Below are 19396 nucleotides of genomic sequence, written 5' to 3'. Positions count from 1 at the left end.
GTTTATGCTTCAACTGACTTTATATACCACTTCCGGATGTCATCTTTGTGAAGAGGCTGAAGAAATGCTGAATCTTTTACAAAATCAGCAGATCTGTCGATGGGTGGCAGTAGAAATAAGTGAGGATGACTTTCTGGTTGATCGCTATGGCGTCAGGATTCCCGTCATCGCTACAGAAGGGGGCAGGGAACTTGGATGGCCATTTACCGCTGTGGCGTTGAATGACTGGCTGATACAAGACGTTTCAGGATAGGATAGAATGATCGACGGTTGTTAATTGGCAGGGATCGCATGATTAACCACGCTCTGGCTCAAAGACGAGAGTCCCGTCAACAGAAGGCAACGTCTGAGCCTGATGACAGCTTCTCTGGAAAACAGTCTGAAAAAAAATCTGGAAAGAATGTGACTGAAGACAAAAACCGGCTACTCAAGCAAGCAACCTACGCTTCGGTTGCCACTGCAAGCATTCTGATCATCGCTAAGCTCATGGCCTGGTTTATGACCGGTTCCATGAGTCTGCTGGCTACTTTGCTGGATTCCACGATGGATATTCTGGCCTCCCTGATTACCTTATTTGCCGTCAGGATTGCCATTGCGCCGCCGGATGAAGATCATCATTTTGGCCATGGGAAGGCTGAGCAGCTTGCCGTATTGGCTCAGTCAGCCTTTATTGGCGGCTCGGCGATTGTACTGGTACTTAACACTCTTGACCGGATAACGGGTGAAGATGTTGTGCTGGATAATGAAAGCGCAGGTATCATGGTTATGGTCTTTTCGATCATCGCCACCCTGATACTGTTGTCCATTCAGCGCTATGTCATCCGAAAAACCAACTCAGCAGCGATAAAGTCTGATTCACTTCATTATCAAGTGGATCTTCTGACCAATATTATGGTGCTGGCGGCCCTAATAGGGACTAGCTATGGCTATCATCAAGTGGACAATATTCTTGCTTTGCTGATTGGCGGTTATATGCTGTTCAGTGTCAGAAGCCTTGCCTGGGAAGCGATCCAGCAATTGATGGATCAGGCGCTGCCAGAGAAAGAACTTCAGGAAATCGAGCGGCGAGCCCTCTCTGTAGACGGGGTCCTGGGTATTCATGACGTCAGGACCCGGGTGTCAGGCTCAATACCGTTTATTCAGATGCATCTTGACCTTGAACCAAATACGCCGCTGATCTATGCCCACGAACTGGGGGTGCAGGCAAAGCGAGCAGTACTTGAATACCTGCCCGATGCGGATGTTATTGTTCATCTTGACCCTGAAGGCCATGATGATGAGCCGTAAGATTAAAGAATGCCAGTGATGTCTCTCTGGTTTGCCGGGCAATCTGTTCCGGGGAAAGCCCGGTGTGCGTGGCAATCATCTGAACAACCTCACTAAGAAAGGCCGGTTCATTTCTCCGGCTTTTCGGCTTTTTCGTCAATGATCTTGGCAGTAGCCATGGTGAATCGGTTTCCACCATCAATCGATTTACCGGAATATCCTTTACCAGCGGGTGAAGGTGGGTTCCCCGTCGTTCATCACAGATCCATCCGGTCATGCCAATATGGCAGTCCAGGTCCAGATATCGATACAGGGCTTTCTTATCGGCTGTAAAGCAGTGTACAACCAGCTTGCTGACCTGGTCACGATAGTTTTTGATGATGTCAGCAAAGCGTTCTGAAGCCTCTCTTTCATGGCAGAACAGGGGCAGACCGCACTCTATAGCCAGCTCCAACTGCTGCTCAAATACTTTCTCCTGAACCGGCCGGGGAGAAAAGTCACGGTTAAAATCCAGACCGGTTTCACCAACTGCAACCACCTCTGGCTCACTGAATAAAGCTTTTAGCTCCCTGAAGGTATGGGCATTTGCGCCTTTGGCTCCATGCGGGTGGATACCTGCGGTAGAAAAGCATAGGCCAGGGTAGTTTCGGGCCAGATCCAGTACCTCCTGTGACTCTGCCAGGGAGGTGCCAGTGAGGATCATTGTTGTTACTCCGTGCTCTACAGCTCGACTGATGACCTCGTCACGGTCTTTGTCAAAAGCCTTATCACTGAGGTTAACGCCTATATCAACCAGCTGCAGTGTCATTGAGAGTCCTGTGATAACCAATACATTTTGCAGGATATTTTGCTGCTCATTGTTCTCATAAACAAGCGATAGCCTTATCCTTATGGGCGAATAATACCCTGACCAACGAAGCGACAGGAGCAGGAGCTGATGCAAATAACCAGGCTGGCGATCTATCCGATCAAATCAACAAGCGCAATTTCCCTTGAAAGTGCCCTTGTAACCCATAGAGGTTTTGCACATGATCGCCGCTGGCTGGTGACTGATGAAAATGGCAAGTTTATCACTCAGCGACAATATCCAGTCCTGGCAACCATAGCCACCTCCATCGTGGATGGAGGATTATTAATTACACGGCCCGCTGCTGAGAACCTCTATGTACCCATACCGGAAGAGGGGACTTATGCTTCGACAGTAACGGTCTGGAAGGACGATTGTCAGGCTCTTGATGCCGGGGATAATGCTGCTCAGTGGTTCAGTGATTTCCTGAAGATGAAATGCAGGCTGTTTTATCAGCCGGAACGGTCAATACGACCAACCGATGCCCGGTACTCAACACCGAAGGATCACACCAGTTTTGCCGACGGTTTCCCCTTTCTTCTCACCAATGAAACATCTTTAGATGATTTGAATCAACGCCTGGCAAATGCAGTGCCCATGTCCCGTTTCCGCCCCAATATCGTCATCAATGGTCATCAGCCCTATGAAGAAGATACCTGGTCAGTGATTATGATCGGTGATATCACCTTTCGGGTCGCCAAACCCTGTTCCCGGTGTGTGATGACAACCATCAACCCCGAAACCGGAGAGAAAGAAGGGAGAGAACCACTGTTTACACTGGCTCAATATCGTCGAACGGAGATGGGTGTTATTTTTGGTCAGAACCTTATTCCTGATCGGGAAGGGATTATCCGGATAGGGGATAAGGTCACGATTTTGAAATAAGTGTTTTCAGGCAATAGCAGAGACTACTGCCTGAAGTTGCTGTGACTGGTTTACTGAGCCACCTTTCTATCCTGCCTTCGGCCAGCGATGACCAGAAGGCAAGGGGTTAGAACCAGTGTCAACAGGGTGGCAAATGCCAACCCTCCGGCAATGGAGGTGGATAGCTGATTCCACCACTGGGCAGTAGGACCGCCAATCTCGAGTCGATGATTGAACAGATCAATATTGGTGGAGAGCACCATGGGCAGAAGTCCCAGGATGGTCGTGATGGTGGTCAACATCACAGGTCGAAGGCGTTGGGCTCCGGTTCGCAAAATGGCTTCTTCCGCTTTCATGCCCTGTTTACGCAACAGATTATAGGTATCAATCAGCACGATATTATTGTTCACTACAATGCCGGCCAGTGAAATGACCCCGATGCCACACATCACAATACCAAAGGGTTTTCCTGCCAGCAGTAATCCAAACAAAACACCACCGGTAGAAAGTACCACCGCCGACATAATCAGGAACGCCTGGTAGAAACTGTTGAACTGCGTCACCAGAATCATGGCCATCACAAACAGAGCAATGGCGAATGCCTTGATCAGAAACTGGCTGCTTTCCTGTTGGTCTTCATTCTGCCCTTTGATGGTAAAGCTGACTTCCTGTGGTACACCCAATGTATCGAGCTGCGCTTTCAATTCGGGCAGCAGGTCATTGAGGAGAATGCCTTCGGCCAGATTGGCACCGACACTGACGGTTCGTTTACCATCCAGATGCTTGATGCTGTCAACCTTGGGGACTATCTCCCGGGTAGTGAAATTGTTGATCGGTACCAGGCCCGCCCGGGTCATTAACCGGAGCTGGTCGATACTCTCAAGGTGGCGGTCGGATACAGGGAAACGAATACGAATGTCCACTTCATCACTACTGTCATCCGGCCGATAACTCCCGACCCTTAAACCAGAGGTCACCAGACGGACAAGGCCGCCGGCACTGCTGACATCAGCACCGTAACGGGCAGCACCAGCACGGTCGACATCAATACGCCATTCATAGCCGGGGGTAGGGCCGTCATCCTCCAGGTTGGTGAAGCCATCGATGTCGGCGAGAACCGTTCTGACCTTGCCAACGGTTTCGTGCAGCATATCAAGGTCATTGGCACTGATGACCAGCTCCAGAGGTTTTCCCTGGGGAGGGCCATCTTTTCTTCGTTCAACGGTGATATCGAGTCCGGCGAAATGCGAAAGTTTCTGTTTAATCTCTTCTGCCACCAGTGCTGCTTTTCGGCGATACTTCCAGTCCACCATATTCAGGCGGATTGTCCCCACTTCCTGGTTATCCCCGGTTCGTGCGTACAGTGTTTCTAATTCTGGCTGCTGAAGCAGGATCGCTTCTACCTTTCTCAGGATTTCATCCTTCTCATCAATGGACAGGTTGCTGGAGTTCACCCGCACCTTGACCATGATGTTATTGGTATCAACATCAGGAAAGAACTCAAAGCCTTTGCCAAAAGTAATAAAGGCAAGGTAAATGGCTGCTACCATGGCCATACCCGAGAACAGTATTGTTAACGGGTGTTGGATCGCTTTTGACAACGTGCGAATATAAACCCCGGTCCAACCGGGAACATTGTGTAAATCTCCGGTTTCCGCTTCGCTGATAGAGCGCTTTTCCAATGCACTGAGCCGTCTGGGCTTGCCAATAAGGGAGCCAATGGTGGGTATAAAAATCAGAGCCATCACCAGAGATGCAGAGAGGGTAGCAATCAGGGTCAATGGCAGGTACATCATCATCTCACCCATAATACCCGGCCAGAACATCAGCGGGAAAAAGGCGGCAAGCGTGGTTGCTGTTGAGGCAATAATTGGCCATGCCATGCGTAACGAGGCTTCCTGATAGGCCTGCTTACGGACAACTCCCTCACTCATTTTACGGTCAGCATACTCGGTGACTACAATGGCTCCATCAACCAGCATGCCGACGGCCATCATGAGAGAGATCAGGACCACCATGTTAATGGTCAGGCCCATCATGGCGATGATCAAAATACCGGTCAGAAAAGAGCCGGGAATGGCAATGGCTGCCAATACGGCGCTGCGCAAGCCCAGTGCCCCGACAATGACCGTAACCACCAGAATGATGGCCGCCAGAACACTGTTCTGCAGATCGTTGACCATATCCACCACATCGACTGACTGATCACCCACGTAGTCAACCTTCAGGGTTTTGGGCGCCAGTTTCTGGCCTTCGGTAATAATGCCTTTTGCCAGTCCTACCGTTTCAATGATGTTTTCCCCGGGGCGCTTCTTGATTTCCAGGGCAATACTGTTTTGTCCGTTCATTCTGGCGTAACCGCCACCATCTTTAAACGTACTGAGCACGCTGGCAATATCACCGAAGGTAATGACCCGGTCGCCGTCTGCTTTGACCGGCTGAGAGAGAATATCAGCCGGTGTTTTGTAAACAGCAGGCACCTTGACCGAGAATCGTCCCTTACCATTATCCAGATTGCCAGCAGCAACCAGTTGGTTATTTTGGGAAACCAGATTGATAACATCGGCGGGAACCAGCCCATAACTTTCCAGCTTGAGCGGGTTAATAATCACATCAACAACTTCCTCCCGGTCACCTGCGATATCCACCTCCAGTATCTGCTTTCTGGATTCAAGCACATCTCTTAGCTCACGGGCTATTCTGACCAGTGCACGTTCAGGTAAGTTACCGGACAGTACAGCCGTAATCACCGGCTCCATACTGGCAAAGGAGATCTGGTTGATAATAGGCTCATCGGTACCCTGGGGCAGCTTACTTTTGGCCAGATTAACTTTATCCCTGACGTCTGCCAGGACCTCATCCGTGTCCAGACCCGCGATAAACTCCAGAGTGATGGAAGCATGAGACTGGGATGCTGTTGCCTTGAGTTCCTTAACACCTTCTATTGCCCTGAGTTCGTTTTCCAGGGGGAGTACCAGCAGCCGCTCGGCATCTTCCGGCGATATACCTTCGTGTGAAACGGAGATATAAATAACCGGAATCGTGATGTCAGGACTTGACTCTTTGGGAATAGTAAGATAGCTGGCAAGGCCGGAAATCAGGATTAAAGCCAGCATCATCATGACGGTACGGGTTCGCATCAGCGATGCGGCAATCAGACTTTGCATTGGCCATTACTCCCCGGCAACCAAAGAAGCATCAGGGTTGATGACATCAACCTGATCACCGGATCGAACGAAGCCCTGACCTCGAGTTATGACTCTGGCCTGTTCGGGTATGCCAGTTACCCAAAGACGGTTACTCTCAGACTTGACCACATTCACCGGGGTGAATTGAACCCGATTGCCCGACGTTACCCATTTGATACCGGGTTCACCAGCCTCACTCAACGCAAGCCAGGCAGGACTTATTTCAAGTGCCATGACTTCTTCCATCAACAGATCGGCCTCAACACTGAGGCCGGCGGGAATTTTCATGTCGGGATTCGGGATAGTTAACTCAACTGAAAATGTTCGGGTCGATGCATCAGCCTGTCGATCAATAAAGCGAATCGTGGCTTTGCTGGTTGCTCCACCGAGAAATCGAACAACAGCACTCTGGCCGGACGCAAAGTGATTAATATGATTCTGGGGAACATCTACATGAACCACCAGTGGATCAAGGTCGAGAATTTCAGCCACAGGTTTGCCTTTATCAATAAAGTCACCCACTTCCACATAGCGCTTGTTAAGAATGCCGGAAACAGGGGCCTTAATCAGGGTGTTTTCCCATTGGGTCTGAAGTTGCTTTTTCTGCGACAGTGCCTCAGCCAGAGAGGCCTCTAGCTGAGTAATCTGATTATCGGCGATGTGTTTTTTCTTTTGTAATGAAAGGGCGGACTGGTAATCCTGTTCAGCTTGTCTGACCCGTGTTTCAGCAGATTTCAATTGAGCTTTCAGACTGCCTTCGCGCAGTTGGATAATTTCATTTCCCGCAGCGAGCAGTTGACCACGTTCAGCACTGATATTAATGACTTGAGCTGCCAGCTCGGCACTGACGGTTACAGTCCGGTCAGTTTCCGTTGTGCCATAGAGTGTGAGCGTGCGTTTTACCGCTATTTGCTCAAAGTGAGAGGCCTGGACAACGGGAACCACCGCATCCTCACGGCTATCCTGAGCAGGAGGGGCAACTTTTTCAGTGTCGTTGATATTAACGACATCAGCCGTCAGCAGGTAGATACCGATGCCAGCCGCAATCACACCGGCGACTAACCATGAGCCGTTTACATTGACTAACTTTTGCACTCTTGCATTACCCCGGTTTCATATTCTTATTTTTGATTTGGCCGTCATTGCCCTGACGCGTGTTCGTTTTTTAGCGTCTGCACGGTGAGTAACTGAAGCGTTTATATAAAAATACAACACCGGACGCATATTAATATCCTTAAGTTGTGCAATTCTCGCAATATCTCCTTGGAAATGCGACCAGTTTCTTATGGTTTATGAAGAAGATGAAAGAAATCAGCAACTCTGTGCAAATATTAACAGAGTTCAAGGGAATTCCAATAAACTAGCTAGTTGAGACTGCTAGCCTCAAGGGAAGATTGAAGACCCGAGCTGATCACTGGACGAAGCACATCTGACATTGAGTATTCGTAATAGTGATGCGGTACATGGTGATAGCCAAAGCTGGCAAAGGTTAAAACAGTTTGAATGCCATGCGGCAGAGAGGGCTCCATTGCCATTTCAAACAAAGTATGTCCTAAATGCATGACGCCAAAAATATCTTCCCATATGCCATGGTCATGATCGTGATAATGCTTCTGACCACCATTAATAAACTCGCCAACACCGTTTGTGTGATCAACAATCTCCGCAATATGAAAGCCGGCCCCAATAAGGCTGGTCAGCTTGTTAAATACTGAAGAAGAACCAGTAGTTACTGATCCGTGAGTGTGACTATGACTATGTGCTCCTAAACCAACGATTGATCCAGTGTGTTTAATAAAGTCCATTCCATGTAAACCAGACCAACTAAATCACCGTAGCCAATAATGGTTTTAAAGATCGGATCTCTGTAGAGTTTCCAGCGATCAAGTACATGGATAGATTCTGGTATCTTCTTATGATTGAAAACAATAACCATCGAATAGCTCTCACCAATATCAAGCGTCATGAACTCAGCATTGATAGAGCTTACTAACTTCTTGAAGTCCTTATCAGACAGTTTGTGCCGTTCTGGCTTAAATAAATGAAGTGTCTCAGAGTTTTTAGTTTCACCGATCAGATAGTCAGAAATTTTGGTAATCTGTTCCAGCTCTGTTGAGGCATGATAAATGAGAGAAGGGTGTAGCTGGGCAATCACAGCTCTTGTGATCGGATTATCGTAATCACCAAGTGACAGCTTATCATAATCAATACTTAATGGAATTTTGGTTTCCCTACTGTCTTTTTTTATGGCTACTGCACCAAACTCTGACAAGTTATTTAGATCTCTTTGAAAGTGCCCCTGGAACTTCATACCTCTTAACGAAGCCGGTGTAACAACGGATTGGTAATCGCCATCCTGTTCAAATTCCAATGTTGATTGACAACTATTGCTTTGTTCGAAGCAGAAAACGCTAATCACAGCTTTGGTTATTTCTTTGTTCAGGTAGTTTAAGGAAATCTCATGATTTTCAACGCTATTTTCTAACCCCGCCAGTAAACTGCCTGGTAGAGAGATAGCGAGTAACATCAATAGCATTCTACTTTTTTGAAAAGCGGCCATATTTATATCCCAATCATTTGTTATTGATTGGCCTTATAATAGACCGCCTTTCGAATGTTACAAATGCGAATGATTATCAAATGATAAAAATGGTATTTATTTGTCCAGTGAAAACTCTGCGATAACAGGCGCATGATCAGAGGGTTTCTCCATTGCTCTGATATCATAATCAATCGTTACAGAATGGCATGCTTGCATTAATGGGGCCGTTGCTAAAACACCATCTATTCTCAACCCCCTTTTTGGATCACTCTCAAAACCACGACTGCGGTAATCAAACCAGCTAAACCGCCTGTCTTCAGTAGGGTATAGGACTCTAAAACAATCCGTTAGGCCCCAATCAAGCAGCCGATCAAACCACACCCGTTCTTCCGGTAAAAAACTGCATTTACCGGTTCTGAGCCATCGTCTGGCATTATCAGGGCCAATGCCAATATCCAGGTCTGTATGAGAGATATTAAAGTCACCAATAACTAAAATATTGGAGAGAGGGGAACATGAGTTATGCAGATAACGCTGTAGATCATTGTAAAACTTCTCTTTGTCTGCGAATTTGGTTAGGTGGCTGCGATTTTCTCCTTGGGGAAAATACCCATTAATCACCCGTAACATATGCCCATTCAGTTCGTAGTCTCCGATAATCAGCCGACGCTGGGCTTCAGAAGGGGCTGCCGGGAATCCTTTTTGTACATTCAATGCCGGAGTCTTACTGAGTAATGCAACTCCATAATGGGTTTTCTGACCATGAAACAAGACGTTGTAGCCCATGCTTTCGATAGCTTTAACCGGGAATTGCTCATCAGATACTTTGATCTCCTGAAGGCCTATTAAATCAGGACTATAGTAATCAATTACTTGCGACAGTTGATGTAAGCGCGCCCTCAACCCGTTCACATTAAAGCTGACTATTTTCATCGTTTTATCATAATATCAGGTTAGTTAGGTTGTTCATTATATTGGTTTTGGTATTTTTGTGACATCCCAAGATGTTATCTATTTAACATAATATATATTATGCGAATACAAATAGGGCCGATATCAACCCCGACATCCAGAAAAAAAATACCCGTCGAGGGCCTTATTCACGACAATATATGCGTAATGTCTTTTTTTAGAGAATTTTTTCAAAAATTAGTTGTCAAACACTTTACTAATATTAGAGAAATCTACTTATTAGACGTCATCATGCTCTATCCGCCTTCAGTCGTAATAAATGGCGGGCTATATGGTAATCTGGATACTCTATTACTGGACGGAACTCCATTTGAATGCTTGTTTCCTAACGTAACAGTTTTGTTACCCGCTGCCGAAATATTTAACGACTGTAAACGGAAACTTGCTATAACAGTAGAAAACTGTCTAACATTTATTCTGGTATAGCAGTCGCCGTAACGGTTGTACAGACTAGGCTTAAGCCTAATAGCATGGAAATTAAACGACGCTACTAGTCCACAACAAACCTCATAACTAACTAGAGAAAGGTAACTGCCAATGACTTTAAAAGGTCTTATCAAATTAACCCAGTTGATGCAGGAACAACCACTGACGGTTATCCAGTGGCAAATTCTCCTCGTTGTTGCAGAAAACCCCGGGGAAACCATTACTGATCTTGTAAATGCGGAAAAGCTCACCTGTGGCACTCCAAGTGATATCGCTGTCAGCGTTAAACGTCTTGGTGAAGGGCGTCACGACAGGCCCGGACTGGGGCTGATTAAAAAGGTCCAGCATGAAGATGATGGCCGCTATTTCAAGCTGACATTGACAGCAAAAGGTAAAAAGCTGGTTGAAAAGATTAAGCAGAAAGCTCGCTACCTGAAATGAGCAAGCCATTATTACAGGGGCTCTACAGAATTGTGGGAGTGTTATAGAAGTTACTCTTCAGGGCCCTTGTTCTCTCCCATATTCTTATCCTCGCTGTATCCACGCTGAACTCTACAGGCATGGTCCAAGAGATGCTGGTTAAGCGGAGCATTTTCTTACTCTTGGTTTCTACTCCCCCGCTTAACAGCTTCTCTCCCTCCCTACAGCCTTTCTTCATGCTTTCATCCCTTCATTTTGACAGATTTTTTTAGATTTTTCATTTTACTGCCGGTAAGTTCAGTTACCGGCAGTAAAGCTTTGTCTGGATAAACTGATAATACCAGTATTATAATACTGGTATTATCAGTTCTATCGATAGTTAGGATATGCAGAAAATGAAGGATTCAGAGCAGGACAAACTAAGAAGGCAGCACGTTTTCAGTATTCTTGATGACTTGAAAGAGAAAGGAGAGAGAATTAATGCTGACAAGGTCGCCAGGTTAGGGAAAATGGGGAAGCAGACCATACTGCCCTATTACAATGAATGGCGATATTTAGGCGCTCTTGGTGAAGCTGAGGAGCTTGAATTGCCGGATGATCTGGTCAGAGGCATGAAAAGAGGGATTGCGCAGTGGAAGCATCAATTATCAGAAGAACAGCGGACTTTTGAAGAATCTGCAAACCAGGAGATCGATGAGCTAAAGGAAAGCCTGAGTCAGCTTTTAGATAAAAATGATCAACTGGCCCGAAGCAACTCTGAGCTGCAGGGTCAGATGCAACGGCTCAGCGCAGAGCTTGATGCAACAAAGCTTACGCTGGAACAAAACAATGAGAACTTGAGGGAGCTGGAGTCACGCCTGAAATCAGAACAGCGACAAACTGAGCAGCTACACACGGCTGCCGCTGAACAAAAAGCCAATCATCTTCAGGCTATAAACCATCTTGAAAAACAGATGGACCAGAGAAGCCAGGAGCAGCTCAATCACTGGATCGGCGTAGTTGATGATGAACGAAGGCTAAAACAGGCACTGGAAAAGAAGATCAGTAATCTGCAGCAAGAGCAGCAGGAGTCGAAAAGAAATAATCTGGAGCTGCAAAGCCGACTGGACAGCAAGTCCAGAGCATATATTCAGGTTTGTGAGGAAAGAAATGGCCTGTCTTTGGAGAAAGGTAAAGCAGAGAGTGTTGTTCAACTTGCCCATCAGTTAATGGTGCTGCTGGACTGCGATCAGAGCAATGTATTAGGCTCAGTGCGCACTCTACTTGCTGGGTCCAGAGAGTCTCACCTGGTGCAGGAACAATACAGGGCCGCGATATCAGATAAAAAAAAGCTGGAAAGCCGTCTACTGGTAGCGGAAGAGCGGCTCGATGAAATCACCACGCTTCGCCTTGAACTTGAAAGAACTCGCGGTATTGCCGAGGCTTTTGAAAAAGCACTGTCTAAAAAAACGGATTCTTCTGAGGTGGAACAGTGAGCCAGCCGACCAACCCTGCCATTTTTCTGAATACCTGCCCTGCCCTGCCTGCTCATCATCATGAAAACGATAACATGATGGGAGCGAGAAGCGACGGTGAAGCAATGACGCTTTTTCTTAATAAGTCTGGCGCCCGTTCAGAAGAGACCCTGCGCCGTTATGAAAGAGAAATAACCCGACTGACTGCCTTTTTATACATTGAATTGAGGGTTGGGTATAAAGATGTCCGTCTTAAACACCTGCAAGCCTATGTGAATTTCATACAAAATCTACCTCAGCGCTGGCTAATGCCCGGAGTCCTTCCCGGTCAGCCCGATAGGATTATGTTTAAATCTCACATTAAATCAGGCAAAAGTACCGATCAGGTTATTGATGTGCTGTCCTCTTTTTTCTCTTTTCTTGAGAAAAACCGTTATACCTCGGGAAATCCGGCTGCATCACTCATTCGGTCGGGAGAAAAGGTAGCTCGTGGCAGTACTGTTATCCGGTATTTTTATGATAATGAGTGGCAATTTATTAAAGAGTGCCTGGCAAGTCTACCAATGAGCACTGAAAGAGAGCGGCTCGAATCAGCTCGTACCCGCCTTATCCTTTCCTTAAGCTACGGCTTGGCGTTACGGGAATCTGAACTGACAGGACACACTTGCTCAGACATACATCCCGATAATGACCGTGGTTTTTATCTCAGTATTTTGGGTAAAGGCAGAAAAAGAAGGCAGGTACCTATAAATGAAGCGCTTCAACAGCAAATCATTGAATACAGGTACATGAATGGATTCTCAGGTCTTCACGGAGACAACTTTCCCTTGGCACCGAAGACGCGCAAAAACAATGGCCTGATCGCTTCGCTTTCAGCCAGAGGGCTTCGGTATTGGTGGCAATCATTCATGGATGATTGCCAGCGCAAAGCCTCACCAGATATCAGGGGGCGGTTACAGGGATTACCGTTCCATACACTGCGCCATACGGCGCTGACACATCTGTCTCGAAAAATGGACATCGAAGATCTTGCTATATTTGCAGGTCATGATTCAATCAATACCACAAGCCAATACTACCATGCAGAAGCAAGTAGACTAAAAAAGATGGCTGCCGATCATCATATCTGATTAACAGGAAAAGAAGACCATATCACTATGAGAAATGGTTGTTACGGTTAATAGGGGAGGAATTCTTCCATTAATGGTCTGGGGTCTGATTACTTATGCATCAGGGAAGGTCATGAACTATTGCCAGGGCTGTAAAAAACCACTTAAAGGCCAATGGGTTAAGGCAATGGGCGCGCGGTGGCATCCGGGGTGCTTCAAGTGCCGTAGCTGCAAGAAACCATTGGGTGGAAAGGCTTTTGTTGTATTCAGGAACCAGGCCTTCCATCCTGACTGCCTGAGGTGTCCAAGTTGCAGAAAGCCCGTCAAGGGTAACTATGTCGAACTGGATAAAATGCCATGGCATCCGGTTTGTGCACAAAAACAGACCGCCCCACTCTGCTCAGTCTGTCGAAATCCTCTGACTCAAAATTACTTTGTGGACTTTTGGGGGAATTCTTTTTGCAATAATCATGATGGTCATCCGGAATGCTCCAGCTGCAGCCGACTTGTTTGTGAACATCTTACCAATGGTGGCATGCAGTATCCGGACGGGGTTGTTATCTGTAACAGGTGCAGCCTTAACGGCGTTTCCACTCAGGAACGCGCCGACAGCATTGCTGTTGAAATGCGATCAGCTCTGGCATCGGTTGGGCTCAGACTGAACTCGACGCAGACACCTATCAAACTCTGTGGGCGTGATGAGCTAAATGACGCCAGCCATCACGACTTTCACGAAAACCATCCCATTCTAGGCGTGACTCGTACCACGACGACTCACCATAAAGGACGAATATTAGCCAGAAATTTTGATTGCATATTAATCCAGATAAACCTGCCGGAAGAACATTTCCGAACGGTAATGATTCATGAACTCACCCATGCCTGGTTTTTTTATAATTATTATGAAAACCTGCCATTAAAAATAGAGGAAGGTATGTGCGTATTAATGGAGTATATCTGGCTGAAAAATCTTAATACCAAAGATGCTGAATTTCGAAGAAAGCAAATAGAGCTTAGTACGGACCCGATTTATGGTGATGGATTTCAGGAAGCCAGAGAGTCATTGAAACATATGCCTCTAGCCTCACTTCTGGAGTTCATCAAAGATAAAAAAAAATTCCCTGGTCGCTGGAGTTCTTTCTTTTTTTAATGGAGGCGAGTACCGGAGTCGAACCGGTCTAAATGGAGTTGCAGTCCACTGCATAACCGCTTTGCTAACTCGCCCTTATTAGAAGAAGCAAACTGAATGGTGCCCGAGGCCGGACTCGAACCGGCACGATCTTGCGATCGAGGGATTTTAAGTCCCTTGTGTCTACCAATTTCACCACTCGGGCAGCTTTTAAATAGTACAGAGTAAATACATAAAAAAACAGGCTTAAGCCTGCAATTTTATTATGGAGGCGAGTACCGGAGTCGAACCGGTCTAAATGGAGTTGCAGTCCACTGCATAACCGCTTTGCTAACTCGCCATTCTTAAAAGAATAAACTTGGAGCGGGAAACGAGGTTCGAACTCGCGACCTCAACCTTGGCAAGGTTGCGCTCTACCAACTGAGCTATTCCCGCACACTTTATAAAAACAGTGCCGGATGACTCTGGATTACTTCTGACATCACCCGAACACGGAGCGTATTGTAGATTTTTTTGCTTTGATGTCAACCGCTTTCCGTCACATCAGTCAGGCTTGTTGAAGGGAGAAAGATCTGGCCAGGCTGCCTGCAGATAAATATACATAGACCATAGTGTCAGAATTGCAGAAAGATACAGCAAAAGAATTCCAAGAAAACCAATCCAGGAATCAATGGGTACTGGTGATAATAGTAATAAGGTAATGGCTGTCATTTGAGCCATGGTTTTCGCCTTGCCGATCATGCTAACAGCAACACTAGTCCGCTTACCGAGTTCGGCCATCCACTCTCTCAGGGCAGAGATCACGATCTCTCGTCCAATAATGATCAGAGCTGGCACCGTCACCCAGAAGGCACGAAATTCATCAATCAGCAGGCACAGTGCGGTCGCAACCATTATTTTGTCGGCAACCGGATCAAAGAATGCACCGAAAGGGGTTGTTTGGTTGAGTCGACGCGCAAGATACCCGTCGAACCAGTCCGTTGCTGCGGCGAAGGCAAATATCCCTGCACAGGCAAGATAACTCCACCCAAATGGGAGATAAAAAATAATAATGAAAAATGGAAGCAGAACAATTCGTGTTAGTGTTAGAAAATTCGGGACGTTCATAACTACTTGATTAAGCCCTTGTGCTGCAAGGCTAAGGAGCATTCAGCTGGCAGCCTTGGGACGTTTTTGGTACGGTCTGAAGTATCGCCTTGCGGTTTCCGGATGTTCATATAGAGCCAGAAATCAAAGCAGGGAATTCTCCGGGCATACGTTACACAGTACTGCCCACAGGCGCTAGTCATTATGCAAATATTCATGTATTTGTTGCGCCAGCCTCAGGCTGATGCCTTCAACTTTTTTTAACTCTTCAATAGTTGCATTACTCACTCCTTCGCGTCCACCAAAGAACTTCAACAGTGCAGATCGCCTTTTGCTGCCAATACCCGGAATATCTTCCAGCACAGAACGTTTCCTTGCCTTTTGCCTGCGCTGTCGATGACCCGTGATCGCAAATCGGTGCGCTTCATCCCTGATCTGCTGTATCAACAGCAATGCAGCCTCAGCCCCTTCCGGGTTGATTTCCTGATCACGGTAAATCAGTGTTTCAAGCCCCGGCTTTCGAGTGACGCCCTTAGCGACGCCAAGCAAGGGAATCTGCAGGCGAAGCTTTGTCATTACCTCGCCAGCCTTGCCCAGCTGCCCCTTACCCCCATCAATGATGATAAGATCCGGCCTTGCCCCCTCCCCTTCACTGGCCTCAGCAAGTTTCTGGTAGCGCTTTTCAAGAGCAAGGGCCATGGCGGCATAATCATCACCAAGCTCTATACCTGTGATATTGTAACGTCGGTATTCACTGAAAACCGGTCCATCGGGACCAAATACCACACAGGATGCGACGGTTGCTTCCCCCATGGTATGACTGATGTCGAAACATTCCATACGCAGAATGGGGTTCGCAATGCCAAGCAAATCCTTAAGTTGCATGTATCGCTGATTTAGATGGCTCTTGCTTGCCAGATGGCTTTCAAGATTTTGCAGCGCATTTTTATTGGCCAGACTTAACCAATCGAACCGTTCAGAGCGAACTTTGCTCTTGATTTTGATTCTCTTACCAGAAACAGCCTTGATCGCTTCTTCAATAGTCTCTGGGCCGGTTAGCTCAAACGGAACCACGATCTCCTCGGGAAGGTCACGACAGGCAAACAACCTTACATAAAACTGGGCCATAAAATCTTCCAGATAGTCAGACCGTTCAGCTTCCAGTTTAAAGTCAGGAAAGTAATACTTATGGCCAAGCACCCTGCCAGAGCGGACAAAGAGAACGTCAAAACAGGTATTACCCCCCACTTGAGCAAACCCAATCACATCGATATCACCAGCCGATTTGGTCACCGCCTGTTGTTCCTGAACCGCCCTTAGATGATTGATTTTATCCCGTGTTGTAGCCGCCTCTTCAAAATCCAGTAATTCTGCAGCAACTTCCATACGTTTTATCAGTGACCGGAGTAACTGCTGGTCCTTTCCATCAAGGAATTGCCGGGCATCGTCAACATCCTGCTGGTATTCTTCTTTTGAGACCAGGCCAACACAAGGGGCCTTGCAACGGTTGATTTGATATTGCAGGCAGGGCCTGGTTCTATTCTTGAAATAGGTGTCAGTACACTGACGTATTTTGAAAATCTTCTGAAGCAGATGAAGACTTTCACGGACTGCTGCGCCACTGGGGTAAGGCCCATAATATTGGCCTTTTTGCCGCTTACGTCCGCGACATGAGTCCATTCTGGGAAAATCATCATCAGAAATATAAATATAGGGGTATGACTTATCGTCTCTCAACAATATGTTGTAAGGCGGCTTTCTGTCTTTTATCAGGTTTTGCTCAAGCAGAAGCGCCTCAGTTTCAGTATGGGTAATCGTCAGTTGAATATCCGCAATCTTGCTCACCAAAGCCATGGTTTTGGTGGTAAGTCCCGTTGCTCTGAAGTAGCTGGAGAGGCGATTTTTTAGATTTTTAGCTTTACCTATATAGAGTGTCTTGCCGCTCTGATCACGCATATCGTAGACGCCCGGACGGCTCGACACCTGTTCCAGAAACGATTTGTGATCAAACTTTTTGCTTTCTACACTGCCTGTCATGAAACACCAAACACACGTTTATCAAGCCATCCACTAATTATATCTTCAGGGACAGCAGAAACGAACAAGAGCCTCTTACCATTAGCTTATTGATATCAAGCATTGCTGGCTATTGACTTAAACTCCAAAATCAAGGTAACTGTTAAGGCAAAATATAACTAAGACAAAATATAACTACAGGACAACAGGATGTTATCCAAAACAGCAGGCACGTATTTTGTAGCCTTCACACTCCCTCTAATCCCTTGCCTATCGGCTGCCGATGTCATGTGGACTTACAACACCGATATTGATAAAACACCTCATTTTTTACGGATAAACCGAATTTCTGAAACATCTCCTCCCGCTGAAGAAGTTCAGGGAGTTGAAATTGATGGACGCTATGCCATGAGTGATAGGTTGGGAATAGTCGCCCGTTATAGTTTTGGCAGTGGCGACGCAGTGGAAGATGGTCAAACCAGCGACAGTAAACTGAAAATTGTTGATATCGGTATAACCTATGGATTGCCACTCAACGATCAACTGTTCTACGAATTAAAGGCAGTGTACAACTATCGGCAAAGCTCCTTCTCTGAGAACGAAGGAGCCACAGAGAAAGAAAGTCAACGTTCAATTCGCCTGACGCCCCGCGTACGTTACGATATCAACAGCTACCTGCAAGCCCGTGCCTTGATTGAATTTGAAAAGCCCGAACATGAAGATCTGGGTTCTGAAGCGGCAATATATCTGACATTGACCCCGATAAACAAACTGGCACTTGACTTCAAATTTGGCAAAGGCCTCACCACCACTAATCATAATGATCCGGATGAGGGCGGAAAATGGAGTAACGATGCATGGTATGTTGAGCCCAGGGTCAGTTACCGTATCAACTCAACAGTGAGTATTGAAGCTGGCTATCGGGACAAAAAAGAAGGAGGCCGACTTGTCGATTTTGGTGCGGTTGTATTTTTTTAATCTTGTCCTGCAAGGAAATAGTAACTGAAATTACGCAGCTGACAACGCTCAGCTGCCCCCACGAAGCTTTCAATCCAGTCATCTGTCAGATAACTAATGAGAAAATCAGCGCGAGACTACTAAAGATATCTTCACAATATGCTATCAACCAGGTCGTGACGAATAGCCAGGTGTGTCAGCTCTACATCACTGGCGATACTAAGCTTTTCAAACATCCGGTAACGGTAGCTGTTGACTGTTTTCGGGCTTAGACAGAGTTTGTCAGATATTGTCTGAACCTTCTCACAATTGACGATCATCAGAGCAATCTGCATTTCACGGTGCGAAAGCTGACTGAAAGGAGAAGTGCCATCAGGCTCAATAGCTTTCAAAGCCATCTGCTGAGCAATTTCAGGGGAGATATATTTCTTTCCAGCAAAGACCGTGCGAATTGCTGTCACCATGTCAGTAATATTTGAACTTTGGCTCTATTTTGATTACGAACTGCTCTACAGTGAAAACTGACTGTAGGTCACGAAAAACAAGGATTGAGCAACATTACCGGACAATATGCTGACAACCTTTGTAGATAAAGGGCTTCAGCAATGTTCAACCCAGTAGCAGTCTGAAATCCTACAAGAGCCTGAACTTTTAGTGACATATCCTGAAGCACCGGCTTCAAGCAGCTTGGCGGGAAATGGGTCATCCATACAGACAGTTACGGCAATAACTTTGGCATGAGGGTTGATCTGGCAGATTTTCCTGGTTGCTTCGAGCCCGCCAATTCCGGGCATTCTAATATCCATTAAAGTAACATCCGGAGTGAATTCCCGATATAGACTAATGGCCTCTTCACCACTGACAGCCTGGGCAATAATTTCAACGCCATCAACGTCGGCTAGCATGCGTGAGATTCCAGCTCTCACTAAATCATGATCATCCGCCACCAGAACTCTTATCACAATTTACTCCGGTACGTTTCTTATAGTTTTACTGTGATCGATTATGCACAGAGTTGATGAGTCTTAAAACCCCCAAAGAAAAAAAGACAAAAGACTGATAGAAAAACTCTAATTATTTAATAAAAATACCACTTTCAATGAAAGTGGTATTTTATTAA

17 protein-coding genes, 4 tRNA genes and 1 pseudogene are annotated in these 19396 nt (G+C 46.4%); 8 read left to right on the top strand and 14 right to left on the bottom strand.

Annotated features, from left to right (window positions below; translation table 11 throughout):
• The first annotated feature begins 4 nt into the window (after nt 1-4).
• Both MJO57_RS15765 and MJO57_RS15760 read left to right on the top strand, forming a co-directional pair.
• On the top strand, nt 5-253 hold the full coding sequence (locus tag MJO57_RS15765; protein WP_252026717.1) for a glutaredoxin family protein: 249 nt from the start codon (nt 5-7) through the stop codon (nt 251-253).
• A 149-nt stretch (nt 254-402) separates the two neighbouring features.
• Nucleotides 403-1287 carry a cation diffusion facilitator family transporter gene (locus MJO57_RS15760; protein ID WP_252026715.1) on the top strand — a complete coding sequence of 295 codons (885 nt, stop codon included), beginning with the start codon at nt 403-405 and terminating at the stop codon, nt 1285-1287.
• On the opposite strand, the gene MJO57_RS15755 is transcribed toward MJO57_RS15760, so the two are convergent.
• Entirely contained in the window at nt 1244-2074 is an 831-nt protein-coding gene (locus MJO57_RS15755) for a TatD family hydrolase (RefSeq protein ID WP_252026713.1), read from the bottom strand. The two genes, MJO57_RS15760 and MJO57_RS15755, sit on opposite strands and share 44 nt — an antisense overlap.
• A 129-nt stretch (nt 2075-2203) precedes the next feature.
• On the opposite strand from MJO57_RS15755, the gene MJO57_RS15750 reads away from it, so the two are divergent.
• On the top strand, nt 2204-2998 hold the full coding sequence (locus MJO57_RS15750) for an MOSC domain-containing protein (RefSeq protein ID WP_252026711.1): 795 nt from the start codon (nt 2204-2206) through the stop codon (nt 2996-2998).
• 50 nt (nt 2999-3048) lie between these two features.
• On the opposite strand, the gene MJO57_RS15745 is transcribed toward MJO57_RS15750, so the two are convergent.
• From MJO57_RS15745 to xthA, 5 genes are all read right to left on the bottom strand, one after another.
• On the bottom strand, nt 3049-6144 hold the full coding sequence (locus MJO57_RS15745) for an efflux RND transporter permease subunit (RefSeq protein WP_252026709.1): 3096 nt from the start codon (nt 6142-6144) through the stop codon (nt 3049-3051).
• A gap of 6 nt (nt 6145-6150) precedes the next feature.
• Nucleotides 6151-7260 carry an efflux RND transporter periplasmic adaptor subunit gene (locus MJO57_RS15740; protein WP_252026708.1) on the bottom strand — a complete coding sequence of 370 codons (1110 nt, stop codon included), beginning with the start codon at nt 7258-7260 and terminating at the stop codon, nt 6151-6153.
• 269 nt (nt 7261-7529) lie between these two features.
• Nucleotides 7530-7970, bottom strand: a complete 441-nt coding sequence (locus MJO57_RS15735) for a hypothetical protein (RefSeq protein WP_252026706.1) — start codon at nt 7968-7970, stop codon at nt 7530-7532.
• Nucleotides 7931-8725, bottom strand: coding sequence for a hypothetical protein (locus tag MJO57_RS15730; RefSeq protein WP_252026704.1), 795 nt, complete (start codon nt 8723-8725; stop codon nt 7931-7933). The genes MJO57_RS15735 and MJO57_RS15730 overlap by 40 nt, the downstream gene beginning before the upstream one ends.
• A gap of 96 nt (nt 8726-8821) precedes the next feature.
• Nucleotides 8822-9640 carry an exodeoxyribonuclease III gene (gene xthA, locus MJO57_RS15725; protein ID WP_252026702.1) on the bottom strand — a complete coding sequence of 273 codons (819 nt, stop codon included), beginning with the start codon at nt 9638-9640 and terminating at the stop codon, nt 8822-8824.
• A gap of 576 nt (nt 9641-10216) precedes the next feature.
• On the opposite strand from xthA, the gene MJO57_RS15720 reads away from it, so the two are divergent.
• From MJO57_RS15720 to MJO57_RS33290, 4 genes are all read left to right on the top strand, one after another.
• On the top strand, nt 10217-10546 hold the full coding sequence (locus MJO57_RS15720; RefSeq protein ID WP_020583484.1) for a MarR family winged helix-turn-helix transcriptional regulator: 330 nt from the start codon (nt 10217-10219) through the stop codon (nt 10544-10546).
• 365 nt (nt 10547-10911) lie between these two features.
• Complete coding sequence (locus MJO57_RS15715; protein WP_252026701.1) at nt 10912-12000, top strand: DNA-binding protein; 1089 nt, start codon at nt 10912-10914, stop codon at nt 11998-12000.
• A complete protein-coding gene (locus MJO57_RS15710) occupies nt 11997-13109 on the top strand; it encodes a tyrosine-type recombinase/integrase (RefSeq protein ID WP_252026699.1) in 1113 nt (370 codons plus the stop codon). The genes MJO57_RS15715 and MJO57_RS15710 overlap by 4 nt, the downstream gene beginning before the upstream one ends.
• A 34-nt stretch (nt 13110-13143) precedes the next feature.
• Nucleotides 13144-14238 (top strand): protein DA1, encoded by a 1095-nt coding sequence (locus MJO57_RS33290; RefSeq protein ID WP_371924850.1) that lies wholly within the window; start codon nt 13144-13146, stop codon nt 14236-14238.
• Here MJO57_RS33290 and MJO57_RS15700 read toward each other — a convergent pair.
• From MJO57_RS15700 to uvrC, 6 genes are all read right to left on the bottom strand, one after another.
• Nucleotides 14239-14312 (bottom strand) — tRNA-Cys (locus MJO57_RS15700).
• A gap of 23 nt (nt 14313-14335) precedes the next feature.
• Nucleotides 14336-14422 (bottom strand) — tRNA-Leu (locus MJO57_RS15695).
• A 61-nt stretch (nt 14423-14483) separates the two neighbouring features.
• Nucleotides 14484-14557 (bottom strand) — tRNA-Cys (locus MJO57_RS15690).
• 19 nt (nt 14558-14576) lie between these two features.
• Nucleotides 14577-14652: transfer RNA gene (locus MJO57_RS15685), tRNA-Gly, on the bottom strand.
• A 108-nt stretch (nt 14653-14760) separates the two neighbouring features.
• Nucleotides 14761-15324 carry a CDP-diacylglycerol--glycerol-3-phosphate 3-phosphatidyltransferase gene (gene pgsA, locus MJO57_RS15680; protein ID WP_252027039.1) on the bottom strand — a complete coding sequence of 188 codons (564 nt, stop codon included), beginning with the start codon at nt 15322-15324 and terminating at the stop codon, nt 14761-14763.
• A 174-nt stretch (nt 15325-15498) separates the two neighbouring features.
• The gene (gene uvrC, locus MJO57_RS15675; RefSeq protein WP_256493306.1) at nt 15499-17340 is read right to left on the bottom strand and encodes an excinuclease ABC subunit UvrC; all 1842 of its coding nucleotides are present in this window, start codon (nt 17338-17340) and stop codon (nt 15499-15501) included.
• A gap of 189 nt (nt 17341-17529) precedes the next feature.
• Here uvrC and MJO57_RS15670 point away from each other — a divergent pair, with 189 nt between their 5' ends.
• A complete protein-coding gene (locus MJO57_RS15670; protein ID WP_252026694.1) occupies nt 17530-18297 on the top strand; it encodes a porin family protein in 768 nt (255 codons plus the stop codon).
• Between the two features lie 131 nt (nt 18298-18428).
• On the opposite strand, the pseudogene MJO57_RS15665 reads toward MJO57_RS15670, so the two are convergent.
• Both MJO57_RS15665 and MJO57_RS15660 read right to left on the bottom strand, forming a co-directional pair.
• A pseudogene (locus MJO57_RS15665) lies at nt 18429-18746 on the bottom strand (LuxR C-terminal-related transcriptional regulator); the annotation flags it as partial.
• Nucleotides 18747-18875: 129 nt separating this feature from the next.
• The gene (locus MJO57_RS15660; protein WP_252026692.1) at nt 18876-19238 is read right to left on the bottom strand and encodes a response regulator; all 363 of its coding nucleotides are present in this window, start codon (nt 19236-19238) and stop codon (nt 18876-18878) included.
• Nucleotides 19239-19396 lie beyond the last annotated feature (158 nt).

Origin of the sequence: Endozoicomonas sp. SCSIO W0465 (assembly GCF_023716865.1) — a bacterium.
Classification (GTDB): Bacteria; Pseudomonadota; Gammaproteobacteria; order Pseudomonadales; family Endozoicomonadaceae; genus Endozoicomonas.
The sequence above is the reverse complement of the archived record's forward strand: the minus strand, read 5'-3'. Positions and strand labels throughout refer to the sequence as shown.